Here is a 16,749-nt window from a genome sequence, read left to right as displayed (position 1 = left end):
TGCGGTGTGGTGTGCTGTTTCTCTATCCCCATCTCACCCCAACCACCCCATCACGCTCAAACATCAACACCCCCAACCCCTCCCGTGGGGCGCCCCACCCCCCCCCCCCCCCGCCTCCGTATGCCGGTCGCTTCAGGGCTCAGCTGAAGGAGTCGCCGCAGGCGCAGGAGCCCGAGGCGTTCGGGTTGTCGATCGTGAAGCCCTGCTTCTCGATGGTGTCGACGAAGTCGATCGAGGCACCGCCCAGGTACGGGGCACTCATCCGGTCGGTCACGACCTTGACGCCGTCGAAGTCCTTCACGACGTCGCCGTCGAGCGCGCGCTCGTCGAAGAAGAGCTGGTAGCGCAGGCCGGAGCAGCCACCGGGCTGGACGGCGACGCGCAGCGCGAGGTCCTCGCGGCCCTCCTGCTCCAGCAGGCTCTTGACCTTCGACGCGGCGGCGTCGGACAGGATGATGCCCTCGCTCGCGGTGGTCTCGTCCTGAACGGTCATCTGCTTCTCTCCCGGGTCGTACGGACTACTTGCCGTCGGCACCAACCAACGGCACCCCGGATTCATTCCGGGCCCAGCGCATGTTCCTGGCACTTCATGCTCGCACACAGGGCACGCGGTCCGGAATGCGTCACATCGACGCGATGCCCATCGTCAACATGACGTGAAGCGGTTATGATAGATAGCGTCAAATTGACGATTAGGGTTCCGAGTGAAGAAAGAAGGGTGCGTGTTGTGACCACCGCCCAGCCCCTCGACGTCCAGCCGACCCCGCTCGCGCTGCTCCTGCTCGGCCGTGACGCCGACCCGAGGAGCGAACGCGGTGTGGAGTGCCCCGGCGACCTCCCCGCGCCCTCCGACCCGGATCTGGTGGCCCGCGCCCGCGCGGCCAAGGAGAAGCTCGGCGACAAGGTCTTCGTGCTCGGCCACCACTACCAGCGCGACGAGGTCATCGAATTCGCCGATGTCACCGGCGACTCCTTCAAGCTCGCCCGTGACGCGGCCGCCCGGCCGGACGCCGAGTACATCGTCTTCTGCGGTGTGCACTTCATGGCGGAATCCGCCGACATCCTGACCGGCGACGCCCAGCAGGTCGTCCTCCCCGACCTGGCGGCGGGCTGCTCGATGGCCGACATGGCCACCGCCGAGCAGGTCGCCGAGTGCTGGGACGTGCTGACCGACGCGGGCGTCGCCGGGACGACGGTGCCCGTCTCGTACATGAACTCATCCGCCGACATCAAGGCCTTCACCGGCCGCCACGGCGGCACGATCTGCACCTCCTCCAACGCCCGCCGCGCCCTGGACTGGGCGTTCCAGCAGGGGGAGAAGGTGCTGTTCCTGCCCGATCAGCACCTGGGCCGGAACACCGCCGTGCGGGACATGGGCATGACGCTGGACGACTGCGTCGTCTACAACCCGCACAAGCCCGGTGGCGGGCTGACCGCCGAGCAGCTGCGCGCCGCCAAGATGATCCTGTGGCGCGGCCACTGCTCGGTGCACGGCCGCTTCTCGCTGGAGTCCGTACGGGACGTCCGCGAGCGCATACCGGGCGTCAACGTGCTGGTGCACCCCGAGTGCAAGCACGAGGTCGTCGCGGCGGCGGACCTCGTCGGCTCGACCGAGTACATCATCAAGGCGCTCGAAGCCGCCCCGCCTGGCAGCAAGTGGGCCATCGGCACCGAGCTGAACCTCGTCCGGCGGCTGGCGAACCGATTCGCCGCCGAGGACAAGGAGATCGTCTTCCTCGACAAGACGGTGTGCTTCTGCTCGACCATGAACCGGATCGACCTGCCGCACCTGGTGTGGGCCCTGGAGTCGCTGGTGGCGGGCAAGGTCGTGAACCGCATCCAGGTGGACGCCGAGACGGAGGCCCACGCGAAGGCCGCGCTGGAACGGATGCTGGCGCTGCCGTAGCCTCCCGTCCCGCCCGGGGGTTCACGCCCCCGGGCGGACCAGGCCCGTCTCGTACGCGATGACCACCAGCTGGGCCCGGTCCCGCGCGCCCAGCTTCGCCATCGCCCGGTTGACGTGCGTCTTCACGGTCAGCGGGCTGACCTCCAGGCGGGTGGCGATCTCGTCGTTGGAGTGGCCGCCCGCGACCTGGACCAGGACCTCGCGCTCCCGGCCCGTGAGGGCGTCCAGCCGGGAGGCCTCGTACGGGCTGTCGCCGGAGACCGGGGCGCCCTGGGCCAGGAAGCGGGCGATCAGGCCCTTGGTGGCGACCGGGGAGAGCAGCGCCTCGCCCGCCGCCGCGATGCGGATGGCGGCCAGCAGCTCGCCGGGTTCGGCGCCCTTGCCGAGGAAGCCGCTCGCCCCGGCCCGCAGCGAGTCCACCACGTACTCGTCGACCTCGAAGGTGGTCAGCATGACCACCCGGACGTCCGCGAGGAGCGGATCCTCGCTGATCATGCGGGTGGCGGCGAGCCCGTCCGTACCGGGCATGCGGATGTCCATCAGCACCACGTCGGCGCCCTTGGCGCGCACGATGTCGACCGCCTCGGCGCCGTCCGATGCCTCGCCGACCACTTCCATATCGGGCTCCGAGTCGACCAGCACCCGGAACGCGCTGCGCAACAGCGTCTGGTCATCAGCGAGCAGCACCTTGATCGTCATGAATCCCCTCCCCTGCGGGTCTGCAGAGGAAGTGTCGCCCGCACCTCGAAGCCGCCCTCGGGGCGGGTCCCCGCCTCGCAGGTGCCGCGCAGCGCGGCGACCCGCTCGCGCATCCCCAGCAGCCCGTGGCCGCCCCCGTCGTCGCCGGACGGATTGCCGACGCCGTCGTCCCGTACGGTGATCTCCAGCGCGCCGTCCGTGCGGACGATGCGGACCTCGGCCCTGACATCGGGCCCGGCGTGCTTGTGCACATTGGTCAGCGCCTCCTGGACCACCCGGTACGCGGTGAGGTCCACCGAACCGGCGAGTGCCCCGAGGCCGTCCTGCGGATGCTCCTTGACCTCGACCCGCATCCCGGCCCGTACGAAGCCGTCCACCAGCTGGTCGAGGACGCCGAGGCCCGGCGCGGGCTCGGTGGGCGCTGCGGGGTCGCCGTACTGCCGGAGCAGGCCGACGGTGGCGCGCAGTTCGTCCAGCGCCGAGCGGCTGGCCTGGCGTACGTGGGCGAGCGCCTCCTTGGCCTGGTCCGGGCGGTTGTCCATGACGTGCGAGGCGACCCCGGCCTGGACGTTGACCAGCGCGATGTGGTGCGCGACGACGTCGTGCAGCTCGCGGGCGATCCGCAGCCGCTCCTCGGCGACCCGGCGCCGGGCCTCCTCCTCGCGGGTGCGCTCGGCGCGCTCGGCCCGCTCCTCGATCGCGGCGATGAAGGCGCGGCGGCTGCGGACGGCGTCGCCCACGGCGGCGGCGAGCCCGGTCCAGGCGAAGATGCCCCAGTTCTCCTGCGCGTACCAGGGGGTGAGCCCGAAGAGCATGCCGGTGCCGGTGAGCACCACGGCCGTGACGGCGCCGATCCGCCAGGTGGTGGGCCGGTCGGTGCGCGCGGCGACGGTGTAGAGCGCGACCACGACCCCGAAGACGATCGAGGTGCGCGGCGGCCCGTCGTCGTTGGTGACGATCTCGATGACGCTGATCGCGCAGGTGAACGCCAGCACCGCGCGCGGCAGCTCACGGCGCAGGACGAGCGAGGCGGAGGTGAGGGTGGCCAGCAGCCCGAAGAAGGCACCGATGTGCTGGTGGTCGCGCAGATGCGGGTTGGACACCGCGCCGATGAGGATCAGGGCGAGGCAGCCCGCGGCCACGAGGGTGTCCAGGGCACGTGGATGGGCGGCCAGCCAGCGGTGCGGACGGGCCAGGCCGGGCCCGACGGCGAGGGGAGTCACGGGATCCAACGGTAAACGCCGCGCCCCGCCGCCCCGGCGACGCGTCTCCCGTACGGCATCGGCGCGATCCGCCGGGACCTGGTCCGTGGCCTGGTATGTCGCCTGCGAGGACGCTCGGTCTGCGGGCACGGTGTCAGCCCGGGATGAGGCCGTCGTCCTTGAGCATCGCCTTGACGTCCTCGAGCGTCGCCTCGGGGGCGGGCAGGATCAGATCGGACGGCTCCAGCGCGTCGGCGGGCAGCGGCTCGCCCGCCGAGCGCACCGCGTCGAGGAGCGCGCCGAAGGTGCGCCGGAAGCCGTCGTGGTCGCCGCTCTCGATTTCGGCGAGCAGATCGTCGTCCAGCTTGTTGAGTCCGGGCAGATGGCTGTCGTCCACCCGCATCTGCCCCTCCCCCATGATCCGTACGATCATGACGACCTCCTTGGGACGCCGGAGAAGACCACGCCCGGGCGGGGGCGGCTACTGCTTGTCGAACTTATGCTGATTCGGCGACTGCTGCGACTGGTCCTGCTGGCCGCCCTCGATCGCCTGCTGCGAGCTGCCGCCACCGGCCAGCTCGGCCTTCATCCGCTGCAGCTCCAGCTCGACGTCCGTGCCGCCGGAGATCCGGTCCAGCTCGGCCGCGATGTCGTCCTTGGCCATCCCGGACTGGTCGTCGAGCGCGCCCGAGGCCAGCAGCTCGTCGATCGCGCCCGCGCGGGCCTGCATCTGCGCGGTCTTGTCCTCGGCACGCTGGATCGCCATGCCGACGTCGCCCATCTCCTCGGAGATGCCGGAGAACGCCTCGCCGATCCGGGTCTGCGCCTGGGCCGCGGTGTAGGTGGCCTTGATGGTCTCCTTGCGGGTGCGGAACGCGTCGACCTTGGCCTGCAGCCGCTGCGAGGCCAGGGTGAGCTTCTCCTCCTCGCCCTGCAGCGTCTGGTGCTGCGCCTCCAGGTCGGTGACCTGCTGCTGCAGCGCGGCACGGCGGGACAGCGCCTCGCGCGCCAGGTCCTCCCGGCCGAGCGCGAGCGCCTTGCGGCCCTGGTCCTCCAGCTTGGCGGACTGGCCCTGCAACTGGTTGAGCTGCAGCTCCAGACGCTTACGGGAGGTGGCCACGTCGGCCACCCCGCGCCGGACCTTCTGCAGCAGCTCCAGCTGCTTCTGGTACGAGTAGTCAAGGGTCTCGCGCGGGTCCTCGGCCCGGTCCAGGGCCTTGTTGGCCTTCGCGCGGAAGATCATCCCCATACGCTTCATGACACCGCTCATGGGCCTCGCGCGCCCCCTTCTGACGGACTTTGTGGAACCAGCACACCCAACAGACCCAGCCTACGGGCCCTGCTTCCATTACCGCACTGTTCCGCCCGTCCCGCGCTCCTCCTGCAGGACGATCGCGGTCCGGGCGCCTCCGGCGCAGGGAGGAGCGCGACCACCCCGCCCACCCCGCCCACTCCGCCCGCTTTGCCCGTTTCTGTCGCGTGCGCGGCGGGAAAGCGGTTGCCGGATCTTTCCCCCTGACACTGGGGCCCACACTCGCGAACCCGTACCCTTGGGCTTTGTGTTCCGAAGCCGTTCCAAGGATGAGCAGGCCGCCACCGCCAAGGTGACCGCGGACCAGCCGCAGCAGACCCGTGACCCTCAGGCGCCCAAGGGCCGCCCCACTCCCAAGCGGAGTGTGGCCCAGTCGCAGCGCCGCAGCCTGGCGAATACGCCGACGACCCGCAAGGACGCCGCCAAGCGGCAGAAGGAGGCCCGCCGCGCCGATCTGACGCGCCAGCGCGAGGCGCTGGCCGGTGGCGACGAGCGCTATCTGCCCGCCCGCGACAAGGGTCCGGTGCGCCGCTTCGCCCGTGACTACGTGGACTCGCGGTTCGTCATCGCCGAGTTCTTCCTGCCGCTCGCCGTGCTGATCATGGTGCTCAGCATGATCCAGGCCGGGGCCATGCAGAGCTATGTGCTGCTGCTGTGGATGGTCGTCATCGTGCTGATCGTCCTGAACTCGTTCGTCCTCGCCTTCCAGCTCAAGCGGCAGCTGCGGCAGAAGTTCCCGGACGAGAACCTGCGGGGCGTCATCGCGTACGCCCTCATGCGCACCCTCCAGATGCGCCGGCTGCGTCTGCCCAAGCCGCAGGTCAAGCGCGGAGAGCGGCCCTGAGCGGGACCTCCGGCTTCGCCGGTGGGGCGGCCGGCTGGCTCGGCGGCCTCGGAAGCTTACGGAACACGGTCCGCCAGGCCCTGGTCGCCCATCAGCTCGATGAGCAGATCACCTCGCGGTTCCGTTTCGACCAGCGGCTCAGGGTGCTCGACGTCGGCCTCGGCCAGGGCACCCAGGCGCTGCGATTAGCCCGTGCCGGTCACCAGGTGACCGGCGTCGAATCCGATCCGGCGATGCTGGAGGCGGCCCGTACCGCGCTGGCCGACGAGCCCGAGGGCATCCGGCAGCGGGTGAGGCTGCTGCAGGGCGACGGCCGGGAGACCGGCGCGACGTTCCTGCCCGGCGCCTTCGACGTGGTGCTCTGCCACGGGGTGCTGATGTACGCGGCCGAGCCGGACCCGCTGCTCGCCGGTCTGGCCCGGGTGCTGGCCCCCGGCGGACTGCTCTCGCTCCTGGTGCGCAACGCCGACGCGCTCGCGATGCGGCCGGGGCTGGCCGGTGACTGGGACACCGCGCTCGGCTCGTTCGACTCCCCGGTGTATACGAACCGCCTCGGGCTCCAGGTCCGCGCCGACCGGCGCGAGGAGCTGACCACGACGCTCACCGCGATCGGGGCTCCGCTGCACGCCTGGTACGGGGTGCGGGTCTTCACCGACCAGGCCCCCGACACCGCCGAGCCCCCGCCGTCCCCCGAGTGGGACCGCCTGCTGGCCGCCGAGGAGCGGGCCGGGCGCACCGATCCGTACCGCGCGGTGGCGGCGCTGCTGCATCTGTGCGGCGTACGCGGCTGATGTGCGGCGTGCGCGGCTGAGGGGGGCGGCGCCCCGCCCCCCCCCTGTTGCTCGGCTATTCCGCGTTCAGGCTCATCGGGCCGTAGATCTTCGACCCGTCCTCGAAGAGCGTGACCTGTTCCGCGCCGCCTTCCAGCAGCGCCTTCCACTCCTCACCGATCCATGACTCCGCGTCCCCCTGGGTCGGGAACTCCTCGGGCTGCACCGCGGGTGCCGTCTCCGTCCCGTCGGACTTCTCGAACCGCCACGTCCAGGCCATGTCCGCCTCCTCGATCCCACCGGTCGACACGTGATATCTGCCCGCAGCCTAGGCGACTGATCACTCCGTACGGCTCCGAACCGATCGGTACACCGCCGTGGAGGGTGACCCGGCGCGCCCGCCCCGCGGGGACGCGAGACGATCGTGGCGTGGAACTCACTCTTCTGGGCACCGGGGCCCCCGATGGACTGCCGCGCCACGGCTGTCCCTGCGCGGCCTGCGCGACCGCTGTCGGCGACGAGGCACGGGCGGCGACGGCACTGCTGATCGACGGCGCGCTGCTCCTCGACCTCACTCCGGGCGCCGCCTTCGCGGCGGCGCGGGCCGGATACTCGCTGGTCGGGGTGCGGCAGGTGCTCCTCTCCCATCCCCACGCGGGGCCGGCCGTCGAGTTCCCGGCCGGGCTCCCGGCGCCGGGGCGGGTGCCGGACGGGCGCGAACTGTCCCTGATCAGCGGGCACCGGGTGCGGGCGGTGGCGCTGGACTCGCCCGGCACGGGGTACGAGGTGACCGGCCCCGACGGCAGCCGCCTGCTGTACCTGCCGCCGGGCGGCGCCCCGTCCGGGCTGTCCGGTCCCGTTCCCGAGCCGTACGACATGGTCGTGCTCGACGTCCTCGGCCGCCCGGACGCGCTGGCCCGGCTCCGGTCGTCCGGCGGCGTGGGCGCCACCACCGATGTGGTGGCCGTCCACCTCGACCACACCGTGCCGCCCGGCGCCGAGATGCACCGCCGTCTCGCGACGGCGGGCGCGCGGGCCGTACCGGACGGGAAGACGCTGTTCGTCGGCGAGTACCACGAGGTGCCGGACCTGCCGCGGCGCACCCTGGTGCTGGGCGGGGCGCGGTCCGGCAAGTCGCTCGAAGCGGAACGGCGGCTGGCCGCCTTCCCCGACGTGCTGTACGTGGCGACCGGCGGCACCCGGGACGGCGACGGGGAGTGGGCCGCCCGTATCGCCGCCCACCGCGACCGGCGGCCCGGTTCGTGGCGTACGGCCGAGACCTGCGATCTGGTGCCGCTGCTGGCACGGGACGGCGCCCCGCTGCTGATCGACTGTCTGTCGCTGTGGCTCACCGACGCGATGGACTCGGTCGGCGCCTGGGACGACGAGAAGTGGGCCAACGGCGGTGAACGCGCCCTGCACGAGCGGGTCGCCGCGCTCGTCGCGGCGGTGCGGGCGACGGAGCGGACGGTGGTGGCGGTGAGCAACGAGGTCGGCGCCGGGGTGGTGCCCGCGACGGCGGCGGGGCGGCGGTTCCGGGACGAACTGGGGCGGCTGAACGCGGGGTTCGCGGGCGAGTGCGAGCAGGTCCTGCTGGTGGTGGCGGGCCAGCCCCTGCCGTTGCGCGGCTGACCCGGGTTTCTCCCCCACCCCGCCCCTTCCCGAAACCGGGGCTCCGCCCCGGACCCCGCTCCTCAATCGCCGGAGGGGCTGGGTTGTACGCCCGGCGGGGCGGAACGGGTGGGCACAACCCGGCCACCGGGCCGCACCCGGCGACGAAACCCCAGCCACAGCAGCACGGCCCCGCCCCGCGGCGCGAGGGTGCAGCGGAGCTGCCGGGGGCCCGGGGGTGTCCCCCGGTTTCGGGAAGGGGCGGGGTGGGGGAAGAGGCCCCCGGCCGGGGGGATTCCCGGGGGCCGGGGTTTCAACATCGGGTGGCCGGTAGGGTTCACGGCGTGAGCAGCGGCCTGAATCTCGATGACTTCGTCGACCTGATCGAGCGCCCCGACGGGGGCATCCGACGTGACGCCGAGGAGCGGCGGGAGCGGCTGGCGCCGCCGCCCGGCGCACTCGGGCGGCTGGACGAGCTGGGTGAGTGGCTGGCCGCCGCCCAGCAGCAGGTGCCGGTCAAGCCCATCGAACGCCCCCGCGTGGTGCTGTTCGCGGGCGACCACGGCATCGCCGAACTCGGCGTCTCCGCCCGCCCCGCAGGCAGCGCCCACGCACTCGTCCGCGCCGTGATCGACGGCGAGAGCAGCGTCGCCGTGCTCGCCCGCCGCTTCGGGGTGCCCGTCCGCGTCGTCGACATGGCGCTGGACTGCGACCCCGCCGACCTGCCCGCCGAGGTCACCCGGCACCGGGTGCGCCGGGGTTCGGGGCGGCTCGACATCGAGGACGCGCTGACCGCCGAGGAGGCCGAGCAGGCGTTCCGTACCGGCATGGCCATCGCCGACGAGGAAGCCGACGCGGGTACGGACCTCATCGTGCTCGGCGACCTCAGCGTCGGCGGCACCACCGCCGCGGCCACCCTGACCGCCGCGCTGTGCGGCACGGACGCGTCCGTGGTGACCGGGCGCGGCGGGGCCGGGATCGACGATCTGGCCTGGATGCGCAAGTGCGCGGCGATCCGGGACGGGCTGCGCCGGGCCCGTCCGGTCCTCGGCGACCAGCTCCAGCTGCTGGCCACGGTCGGCGGCGCGGACCTCACCGCGATCACCGGCTTTCTGCTCCAGAGCGCGGTGCGCCGCACCCCCGTGATCCTGGACGGCGTCGTCTCGGCGGCCTGCGCGCTGGTCGCCCAGCGGGTGGCGTTCCGCGCGCCGGACTGGTGGCTGGCGGGGCAGGCCAGCGGCGAACCGGCGCAGGAGAAGGCGCTCGACCGGATCGCGCTCGACCCGCTGCTCGACCACGGCGTGACCGTGGGCGAGGGCGCGGGGGCGCTGCTGGCGCTGCCGCTGGTCCAGGCGGCCGCGGCGCTCGCGGGGGAACTGCCCGAGCGGGCACAGGACGACAAGGACTGACGGTCGCTCAGGACGGTTCGGTGAAGCCGCCGATCCAGTCCTGGAGCCGCCGCCGTACCCCGTCCCAGCGCGCGTCGTGGCGCGCGGCCCGGCGGCGGGCCCGCGCCCGGGTCCGGGGCCGGTGGCGGTAGACGCGGCGCGCCCACGGCGATCCGGGGCGCGCCAGCCGTACCGCGCCGACGATCGCCACCAGCGGCACCAGCACCCCGATCACCGCGATCCGCAACTTGCCCTTGACGAGGGCCAGTAGCGCGAAGGCGAAGTTGACGGAGACCTCCGCGACCACCGCCCCGCGGTCGCCGCGCTCGGCCTCCGACATCTCGTTCACCCCGAACGGCAGGAAGCCGCTGAGCACCAGCGCGACTAGGGGGTGTCTTGCCGGTCAGGCCGGATCAGCGAGCGGCGTCTGGTGCGGTGCATCGCAACCCGCGTGAGGAGAGCGCAGCGGCGCTGCGCGCGACGAGCGCGGGGCCGCGAGGTGCCGTGCCAGGCGTCGCGAGCCCGGCATGACCGGCAAGACACCCCCTGGGGCCGCGGTGACCACGACGACCTCGACGCTCTGTCTGCCCTGCTCGGACCAGTAGACGTCGTGCAGGTGGAGGATCAGCGCGAACTCGTCGAGCACCAGCCCCGCGCCCACCCCGAAGAGCACCGCCGAGACCGCCGCCCCCGCCCCGTGCCGCGCGCTGGCGACCGCGCCGAAGCCGCCGATGACGGTCAGGATCACGCCGGGCACCACGTGGTGCACATGGACCCCACCGGGGGTGACGTCGCGGAACGGGCCCTTGCCCGCCTTGATCAGCCGGGTGATCGTGCGCGTGATCACGAACGAGAGGATGAACGAGGCCAGCGCGAGGAGCAGCGGCAGCTTGCCGGGCTCGGCGATGTTGCGTTCCCACCAATGGGCCATGGCCCGTCAGGGTCGCGCGATACCCTGCGGCGCGATGGACACCACGCCGGAGCAGTCCCCCGACCGCCAGCCGGATCCGGACCCCGGGATACCAGGGGAAACGGATCCCGTAATACCGCCGCGCCCGGCACACCCCCCGCGCGCCTCCCTCGTTGACGGCCTCCGCTTCGCCTTCGGCACGCTCACGGCGTTGCCCGTACGGGTGGCGCGCTGGGATCGCGAGGCGGCGCGCGTCGGCATGCTGTGCGCCCTGCCGGTCGGGCTGACGGTCGGGCTGTGCGCGGCCGCGCTGGGCGGCGTCCTGCTGTTCCTCGGCGCCGGGCCGCTCCTCGCGGCCGTCGCCACCGCCGCCGTACCCGCCGTACTGACCCGCGGGCTGCACCTCGACGGGCTCGCGGACACCGCGGACGGCCTCGGCAGCGGCAAGCCCGCGGACGAGGCGCTGCGGATCATGAAGCGCTCTGACATCGGCCCGTTCGGCGTCATCACCCTGCTGTTCGTGCTGCTCGTACAGGTGGCGGCGCTGGCCGAGCTGTACGGGGAGAGCTGGACGCGCGGCGCGGTGGCCGCCGCCGCGTCGGGGCTCGTCGCCCGGTGCGCCCTGACCCTCGCGGCCCGCCAGGGGATGCCCGCGGCCCGGCCGGAGGGGCTGGGCGCGGCGGTCGCCGGGGTGGTCCCGCCACGGGCCGCGGCCGGAGCGGCCGCGCTGGCCGTCGTCGCGTGCGCGGGGGCGGGCGCGCTCGTCGGCGTGTACGCGATGCCGATGCACGGCCTGGCGGCCCTGGCCGGGCTCGGCGCCGCCGATCTGCTCTCCCGCCACTGCGTACGCCGCTTCGACGGCGTGACGGGCGACGTCTTCGGCGCCCTCGCCGAGACGGCGGCCACGGCGGCTCTGCTGGTCCTGACGTTCGGCTGAGGCGTACGAAGGGAGGCTTCGGTGCCCCCGGAGGCGAACCGCGCTCTGAAATAGGGTTGTCCCGAGGCTGACCACATCCGGTGTCGGCCGGTGAACTACCGGAAGAGGGACCCGACCACTGTGACTGCACTGACTCTCAGCACCTCCTCCGCCGCGACGCTGCGCGCGGATGCCGTTGTCGTCGGCGTGGCGAAGGGGACCAAGGGCCCCGTCGTCGCCCCGGGGGCCGAGGCCGTGGACAAGGCGTTCGGCGGGAAGCTCGCCACCGTTCTGGAGACCCTCGGCGCGACCGGCGCCGAGGGTGAGGTGACCAAGCTGCCCGCCGCGTCCGGGCTCAAGGCCCCGGTCGTGCTGGCGGTCGGCCTGGGCGAGGCTCCGGCGAAGGGCGACGGCTTCGCCGCCGAGGCGCTGCGCCGCGCGGCGGGCGCGGCCGCCCGCGCGCTCGCGGGGTCGAAGAAGGGCGCGTTCGCGCTGCCCGTCGAGGACGCGGCGGACGCGGCCGCGGTCGCCGAGGGCGCGCTGCTCGGTGCGTACGCGTACGACAAGACCAATGGCAACGGCGCCAAGAGCGGCAAGGCCGCCAAGGGCGACAAGGACGCGAAGAACAACGGCCCGCTCGCCGAGGTGACCCTGCTCGGCGGCAAGCCGCGCGACAAGGCGTACAAGGCGGCGGCCGAGCGGGCCACGGCGCTGATCGCCGAGGTCAACCGCGCCCGCGACCTGATCAACACCCCGTCCAACCTGCTCGACCCGGCGTCGTTCGCGGCGGCCGCCGTGACCGCGGGCAAGGAGCACGGGCTGAAGACCGAGGTGCTGGACGAGAAGGCGCTCGCCAAGGGCGGGTACGGCGGCATCCTGGGCGTGGGCCAGGGCTCGGACGCCCCGCCGAGGCTGGTGCGGATCGCGTACACCCACCCCAAGGCGGAGAAGACGCTCGCGCTGGTCGGCAAGGGCATCACGTACGACTCGGGCGGTATCTCGCTGAAGCCGGCCGGTCACAACGAGACCATGAAGTGCGACATGAGCGGCGCGGCCGCGGTGTTCGCCGCGGTGGTGGCGGCGGCCAAGCTGGGGCTGCGGGTCAACATCACCGGCTGGCTGGCGCTGGCCGAGAACATGCCGTCCGGTTCGGCGACCCGTCCCGGCGATGTGCTCTCGATGTACAGCGGCAAGACGGTCGAGGTGCTGAACACCGACGCCGAGGGCCGCCTCGTGCTCGCCGACGCGCTCGCCCGCGCGTGCGAGGAGAAGCCGGACGCGATCGTCGACGTGGCGACGCTGACCGGTGCGATGATGCTGGCGCTGGGCAACCGCACGTTCGGGATCATGTCGAACGACGAGGCGTTCCGCACCGCGCTGCACGAGACCGCGGACGAGGCGGGCGAGGCGTCCTGGCCGATGCCGATGCCCGCCCACCTCCGCAAGGGCATCGACTCCCCGGTCGCCGACCTGGCGAACATGGGCGAGCGCATGGGTGGCGGTCTGGTGGCCGGTATCTTCCTGAAGGAGTTCGTCGAGGACGGGATCGCCTGGGGTCACCTGGACATCGCGGGTCCCGCCTTCAACGAGTCCGGTCCGTTCGGCTACACCCCCAAGGGCGGCACCGGGTCCGCGGTCCGCACCCTGGTACGGCTCGCGGAGCGCACCGCCGACGGGGATCTAGGCTGAGCGGCAGACCTCCATACCGGGTACTGCCCGGTAACCCCTGATCCGGGGTCCGGAGATATCGAACACAGCGGCCCCGCGTCCCGCCTCCCGTCAACAAGTGCGAAGATGTTGTCCCGGCAGGACAGGGCCCCCACACCAGGGCTGCGAGCAAGAAGCGGCCGAACAACCGACGCCGCCCGGCTACCTACGGCCGGCCCGGCGCACCCATGCATGGAGGACGTGACGTGGCGAACGACGCCAGCACCGTTTTCGACCTAGTGATCCTCGGAGGCGGTAGCGGCGGTTACGCCGCTGCCCTGCGCGGGGCGCAGCTGGGCCTGGACGTCGCCCTGATCGAGAAGGACAAGCTGGGCGGCACCTGTCTGCACCGCGGCTGCATTCCCACCAAGGCTCTGCTGCACGCCGGTGAGCTGGCCGACCAGGCTCGTGAGGGCTCGGAATTCGGCGTGAAGACCACCTTCGAGGGCATCGACATCGAAGGTGTGCACAAGTACAAGGACGGCGTGGTCACGGGCCTGTACAAGGGCCTGCAGGGGCTGATCGCGTCCCGCAAGGTCACCTATGTGACGGGCGAGGGCCGGCTGTCCTCCCCGACCTCCGTCGATGTGAACGGCGAGCGCTACACCGGCCGCCACATCCTGCTCGCCACCGGTTCGGTGCCGAAGTCCCTGCCGGGCCTGGAGATCGACGGCGAGCGCGTCATCTCCTCGGACCACGCCCTGGTCCTGGACCGCGTTCCGAAGTCCGCGATCGTGCTGGGCGGCGGCGTGATCGGCGTCGAGTTCGCCTCCGCGTGGAAGTCCTTCGGGGCCGACGTCACCATCGTCGAGGCGCTTCCCCACCTCGTCCCGGTCGAGGACGAGAGCAGCTCCAAGCTGCTGGAGCGCGCCTTCCGCAAGCGCGGCATCAACTTCTCCCTGGGCTCCCGCTTCTCGGGCGTCGAGCACACCGCCGACGGCGTCAAGGTCTCGCTGGAGAACGGCAAGACCTTCGAGGCCGAGGTGCTGCTCGTGGCCGTCGGCCGCGGCCCGGTCTCGCAGGGCCTGGGCTACGAGGAGGCCGGGGTCGCCATGGACCGCGGCTACGTCCTGGCCGACGAGTACATGCAGACCAACGTCCCGACCATCTCCGCCGTCGGTGACCTGGTCCCCACGCTTCAGCTCGCCCACGTCGGCTTCGCCGAGGGCATGCTGGTGGCCGAGCGCCTGGCCGGCCAGAACCCCGTTCCGATCGACTACGACGGCGTACCCCGGGTGACGTACTGCCACCCCGAGGTCGCCTCCGTCGGCATCACCGAGGCCAAGGCCAAGGAGCTGTACGGTGCGGACAAGGTCGTCGCCCTGAAGTACAACCTCGCGGGCAACGGCAAGAGCAAGATCCTGAAGACCACGGGCGAGATCAAGCTCGTCCAGGTCCGCGACGGTGCTGTCGTCGGCGTCCACATGGTCGGTGACCGTATGGGCGAGCAGGTCGGCGAGGCTCAGCTGATCTACAACTGGGAGGCGCTGCCGGCCGAGGTCGCGCAGCTCGTCCACGCCCACCCCACCCAGAACGAGGCGCTCGGCGAGGCCCACCTGGCACTTGCCGGCAAGCCGCTGCACTCCCACGACTAGTCAGTCCGAGCGCGCGACCCATTCCGCACAGATCGTTAAGGAGCAACCGAACACCATGGCGGTATCCGTAACCCTGCCGGCGCTCGGCGAGAGCGTGACCGAGGGCACCGTCACCCGCTGGCTCAAGGCCGAAGGTGAGCGCGTCGAGGCCGACGAGCCGCTGCTCGAGGTCTCGACCGACAAGGTCGACACCGAGATCCCGGCGCCCAGCGCCGGTGTGCTGACGTCCATCAAGGTGGCCGAGGACGAGACGGTCGAGGTCGGCGCCGAGCTGGCCGTCATCGACGACGGCGAGGGCGCCCCGGCCGAGGCCCCCGCCCCCGCGGCCGAGCCCGCTCCGGCGGCTCAGCCCGAGCCCACCCCGGCCCCCGCCGCCGAGGCCCCGGCCCCCGCGGCCGCCCCGGCCGGTGGCGCCGAGGGCACCGATGTGGTCCTCCCGGCGCTCGGCGAGAGCGTCACCGAAGGCACCGTCACCCGCTGGCTCAAGGAGGTCGGCGAGTCGGTCGAGGCCGACGAGCCGCTGCTGGAGGTCTCCACCGACAAGGTCGACACCGAGATCCCGGCCCCGGCCGCGGGCACTCTGCTGGAGATCCTGGTCGGCGAGGACGAGACCGCCGAGGTCGGCGCCAAGCTCGCCGTCATCGGCGTCGCCGGTGCCGCTCCGGCCGCCGCGCCCGCCGAGGCCCCGGCCGCTCCCGCCCCGGCTCCCGAGCCGGTCAAGGAGGAGGCCCCGGCCCCCGCTCCGGAGCCCACCCCGGCCCCGGCGCCCGCTCCGGCTCCGGCGGCGCCCGCCCCGGCCGCCCAGGCCCCGGCGCCGTCCATCCCGGCTCCGGCCTCCCCCGAGGCCGAGGGCGCGTACGTGACCCCGCTGGTGCGCAAGCTCGCCGCGGAGAACGGCGTGGACCTGGGCACCGTCAAGGGCACCGGCGTCGGCGGCCGCATCCGCAAGCAGGACGTCATCGCCGCCGCCGAGGCCGCCAAGGCCGCGGCCCAGGCTCCGGCCCCGGCCGCCGCCGCGCCGAAGGCCGCCAAGCAGGAGGTCTCCCCGCTGCGCGGCCAGACCATCAAGATGCCGCGGATGCGCAAGGTCATCGGCGACAACATGATGAAGGCCCTGCACGGCCAGGCCCAGCTGACCAGCGTGGTCGAGGTGGACATCACCAAGGTCATGCGGCTGCGCAACCAGGCCAAGGAGTCGTTCGCGCAGCGTGAGGGCGTCAAGCTCTCGCCGATGCCGTTCTTCGTGAAAGCCGCCGTCCAGGCGCTGAAGGCCCACCCGGCCGTCAACGCCCGGATCAACGACGACGACACGATCACGTACTTCGACGTGGAGAACATCGGCATCGCGGTCGACGCCGAGAAGGGCCTGATGACCCCGGTCATCAAGGGCGCCGGCGATCTCAACATCGCGGGCATCTCCAAGAAGACGGCGGAGCTGGCCGGCAAGGTCCGCTCCAGCAAGATCAGCCCGGACGACATGTCCGGCGCCACCTTCACGATCAGCAACACCGGCTCGCGCGGTGCGCTGTTCGACACGGTCATCGTGCCCCCGAACCAGGTCGCCATCCTGGGCATCGGCGCGACCGTCAAGCGTCCGGTGGTCATCAACCACCCGGACCTGGGCGAGACCATCGCGGTGCGCGACATGACGTACCTGGCGCTCTCCTACGACCACCGCCTGGTGGACGGTGCCGACGCGGCCCGCTACCTGACCGCGGTCAAGGAGATCCTGGAGGCCGGCGAGTTCGAGGTCGAGCTGGGTCTCTGATCGTCACTCCGGCATACGGCCGCGCCCCCCACCGGCGACCCGGCGGGGGGCGGCCCCTATTGGTAAACCAGGCGAACGTGCCACCAAGGTTAGGTGGCCCCAAGATAAATGCATACCATAC

Annotated in this window: 15 protein-coding genes and 2 pseudogenes; 9 read left to right on the top strand and 8 right to left on the bottom strand. The window is 72.4% G+C overall.

What is annotated here, in order from left to right:
- Positions 1-139: 139 nt before the first annotated feature.
- Entirely contained in the window at positions 140-493 is a 354-nt protein-coding gene (gene erpA, locus ACFV9T_RS39880) for an iron-sulfur cluster insertion protein ErpA (RefSeq protein WP_385447986.1), read from the bottom strand.
- Positions 494-718: 225 nt separating this feature from the next.
- Here erpA and nadA point away from each other — a divergent pair, with 225 nt between their 5' ends.
- Entirely contained in the window at positions 719-1,906 is a 1,188-nt protein-coding gene (gene nadA, locus ACFV9T_RS39875) for a quinolinate synthase NadA (protein ID WP_385447984.1), read from the top strand.
- Positions 1,907-1,927: 21 nt separating this feature from the next.
- On the opposite strand, the gene ACFV9T_RS39870 is transcribed toward nadA, so the two are convergent.
- From ACFV9T_RS39870 to ACFV9T_RS39855, 4 genes are all read right to left on the bottom strand, one after another.
- Positions 1,928-2,605: a response regulator gene (locus ACFV9T_RS39870; protein WP_385447982.1), complete on the bottom strand. Its 678-nt coding sequence runs from the start codon at positions 2,603-2,605 to the stop codon at positions 1,928-1,930.
- The gene (locus ACFV9T_RS39865) at positions 2,602-3,837 is read right to left on the bottom strand and encodes a sensor histidine kinase (protein WP_385447979.1); all 1,236 of its coding nucleotides are present in this window, start codon (positions 3,835-3,837) and stop codon (positions 2,602-2,604) included. The genes ACFV9T_RS39870 and ACFV9T_RS39865 overlap by 4 nt, the downstream gene beginning before the upstream one ends.
- A gap of 124 nt (positions 3,838-3,961) precedes the next feature.
- Complete coding sequence (locus tag ACFV9T_RS39860; RefSeq protein ID WP_385447976.1) at positions 3,962-4,240, bottom strand: hypothetical protein; 279 nt, start codon at positions 4,238-4,240, stop codon at positions 3,962-3,964.
- A gap of 48 nt (positions 4,241-4,288) precedes the next feature.
- A complete protein-coding gene (locus ACFV9T_RS39855) occupies positions 4,289-5,077 on the bottom strand; it encodes a PspA/IM30 family protein (protein WP_385447974.1) in 789 nt (262 codons plus the stop codon).
- 289 nt (positions 5,078-5,366) lie between these two features.
- Here ACFV9T_RS39855 and ACFV9T_RS39850 point away from each other — a divergent pair, with 289 nt between their 5' ends.
- Both ACFV9T_RS39850 and ACFV9T_RS39845 read left to right on the top strand, forming a co-directional pair.
- Positions 5,367-5,963 (top strand): DUF3043 domain-containing protein, encoded by a 597-nt coding sequence (locus ACFV9T_RS39850; protein ID WP_385447971.1) that lies wholly within the window; start codon positions 5,367-5,369, stop codon positions 5,961-5,963.
- Positions 5,964-6,043: 80 nt separating this feature from the next.
- Positions 6,044-6,754, top strand: a complete 711-nt coding sequence (locus ACFV9T_RS39845) for a class I SAM-dependent methyltransferase (protein ID WP_385448023.1) — start codon at positions 6,044-6,046, stop codon at positions 6,752-6,754.
- 55 nt (positions 6,755-6,809) lie between these two features.
- Here ACFV9T_RS39845 and ACFV9T_RS39840 read toward each other — a convergent pair whose 3' ends face one another.
- A complete protein-coding gene (locus ACFV9T_RS39840) occupies positions 6,810-7,013 on the bottom strand; it encodes a hypothetical protein (RefSeq protein ID WP_385447968.1) in 204 nt (67 codons plus the stop codon).
- A gap of 149 nt (positions 7,014-7,162) precedes the next feature.
- On the opposite strand from ACFV9T_RS39840, the gene ACFV9T_RS39835 reads away from it, so the two are divergent.
- Both ACFV9T_RS39835 and cobT read left to right on the top strand, forming a co-directional pair.
- Positions 7,163-8,365: a bifunctional adenosylcobinamide kinase/adenosylcobinamide-phosphate guanylyltransferase gene (locus ACFV9T_RS39835; RefSeq protein WP_385447966.1), complete on the top strand. Its 1,203-nt coding sequence runs from the start codon at positions 7,163-7,165 to the stop codon at positions 8,363-8,365.
- Positions 8,366-8,700: 335 nt separating this feature from the next.
- Positions 8,701-9,753, top strand: a complete 1,053-nt coding sequence (gene cobT, locus ACFV9T_RS39830; RefSeq protein ID WP_385448021.1) for a nicotinate-nucleotide--dimethylbenzimidazole phosphoribosyltransferase — start codon at positions 8,701-8,703, stop codon at positions 9,751-9,753.
- Positions 9,754-9,760: 7 nt separating this feature from the next.
- Here the strand turns inward: cobT and ACFV9T_RS39825 are convergent.
- A pseudogene (locus ACFV9T_RS39825) lies at positions 9,761-10,120 on the bottom strand (hypothetical protein); the annotation flags it as partial.
- A gap of 162 nt (positions 10,121-10,282) precedes the next feature.
- A pseudogene (locus ACFV9T_RS39820) lies at positions 10,283-10,663 on the bottom strand (hypothetical protein); the annotation flags it as partial.
- A gap of 34 nt (positions 10,664-10,697) precedes the next feature.
- Between ACFV9T_RS39820 and ACFV9T_RS39815 the strand changes: the two are divergent.
- The 4 genes from ACFV9T_RS39815 to sucB all read left to right on the top strand — a co-directional run bounded on the left by ACFV9T_RS39815 (position 10,698) and on the right by sucB (position 16,628).
- Positions 10,698-11,579: an adenosylcobinamide-GDP ribazoletransferase gene (locus ACFV9T_RS39815; RefSeq protein WP_385447963.1), complete on the top strand. Its 882-nt coding sequence runs from the start codon at positions 10,698-10,700 to the stop codon at positions 11,577-11,579.
- 120 nt (positions 11,580-11,699) lie between these two features.
- Positions 11,700-13,247: a leucyl aminopeptidase gene (locus tag ACFV9T_RS39810; protein ID WP_385447961.1), complete on the top strand. Its 1,548-nt coding sequence runs from the start codon at positions 11,700-11,702 to the stop codon at positions 13,245-13,247.
- Between the two features lie 224 nt (positions 13,248-13,471).
- Positions 13,472-14,860 (top strand): dihydrolipoyl dehydrogenase, encoded by a 1,389-nt coding sequence (lpdA, locus tag ACFV9T_RS39805; protein WP_385447959.1) that lies wholly within the window; start codon positions 13,472-13,474, stop codon positions 14,858-14,860.
- Positions 14,861-14,915: 55 nt separating this feature from the next.
- On the top strand, positions 14,916-16,628 hold the full coding sequence (gene sucB, locus ACFV9T_RS39800) for a 2-oxoglutarate dehydrogenase, E2 component, dihydrolipoamide succinyltransferase (RefSeq protein WP_385447956.1): 1,713 nt from the start codon (positions 14,916-14,918) through the stop codon (positions 16,626-16,628).
- The last annotated feature ends 121 nt before the right edge of the window (positions 16,629-16,749 follow it).

Origin of the sequence: Streptomyces sp. NPDC059850 (assembly GCF_042731515.1) — a bacterium.
Lineage (GTDB): Bacteria > Actinomycetota > Actinomycetes > Streptomycetales > Streptomycetaceae > Streptomyces.
This window is presented reverse-complemented; position numbering and strand designations above follow the sequence as displayed.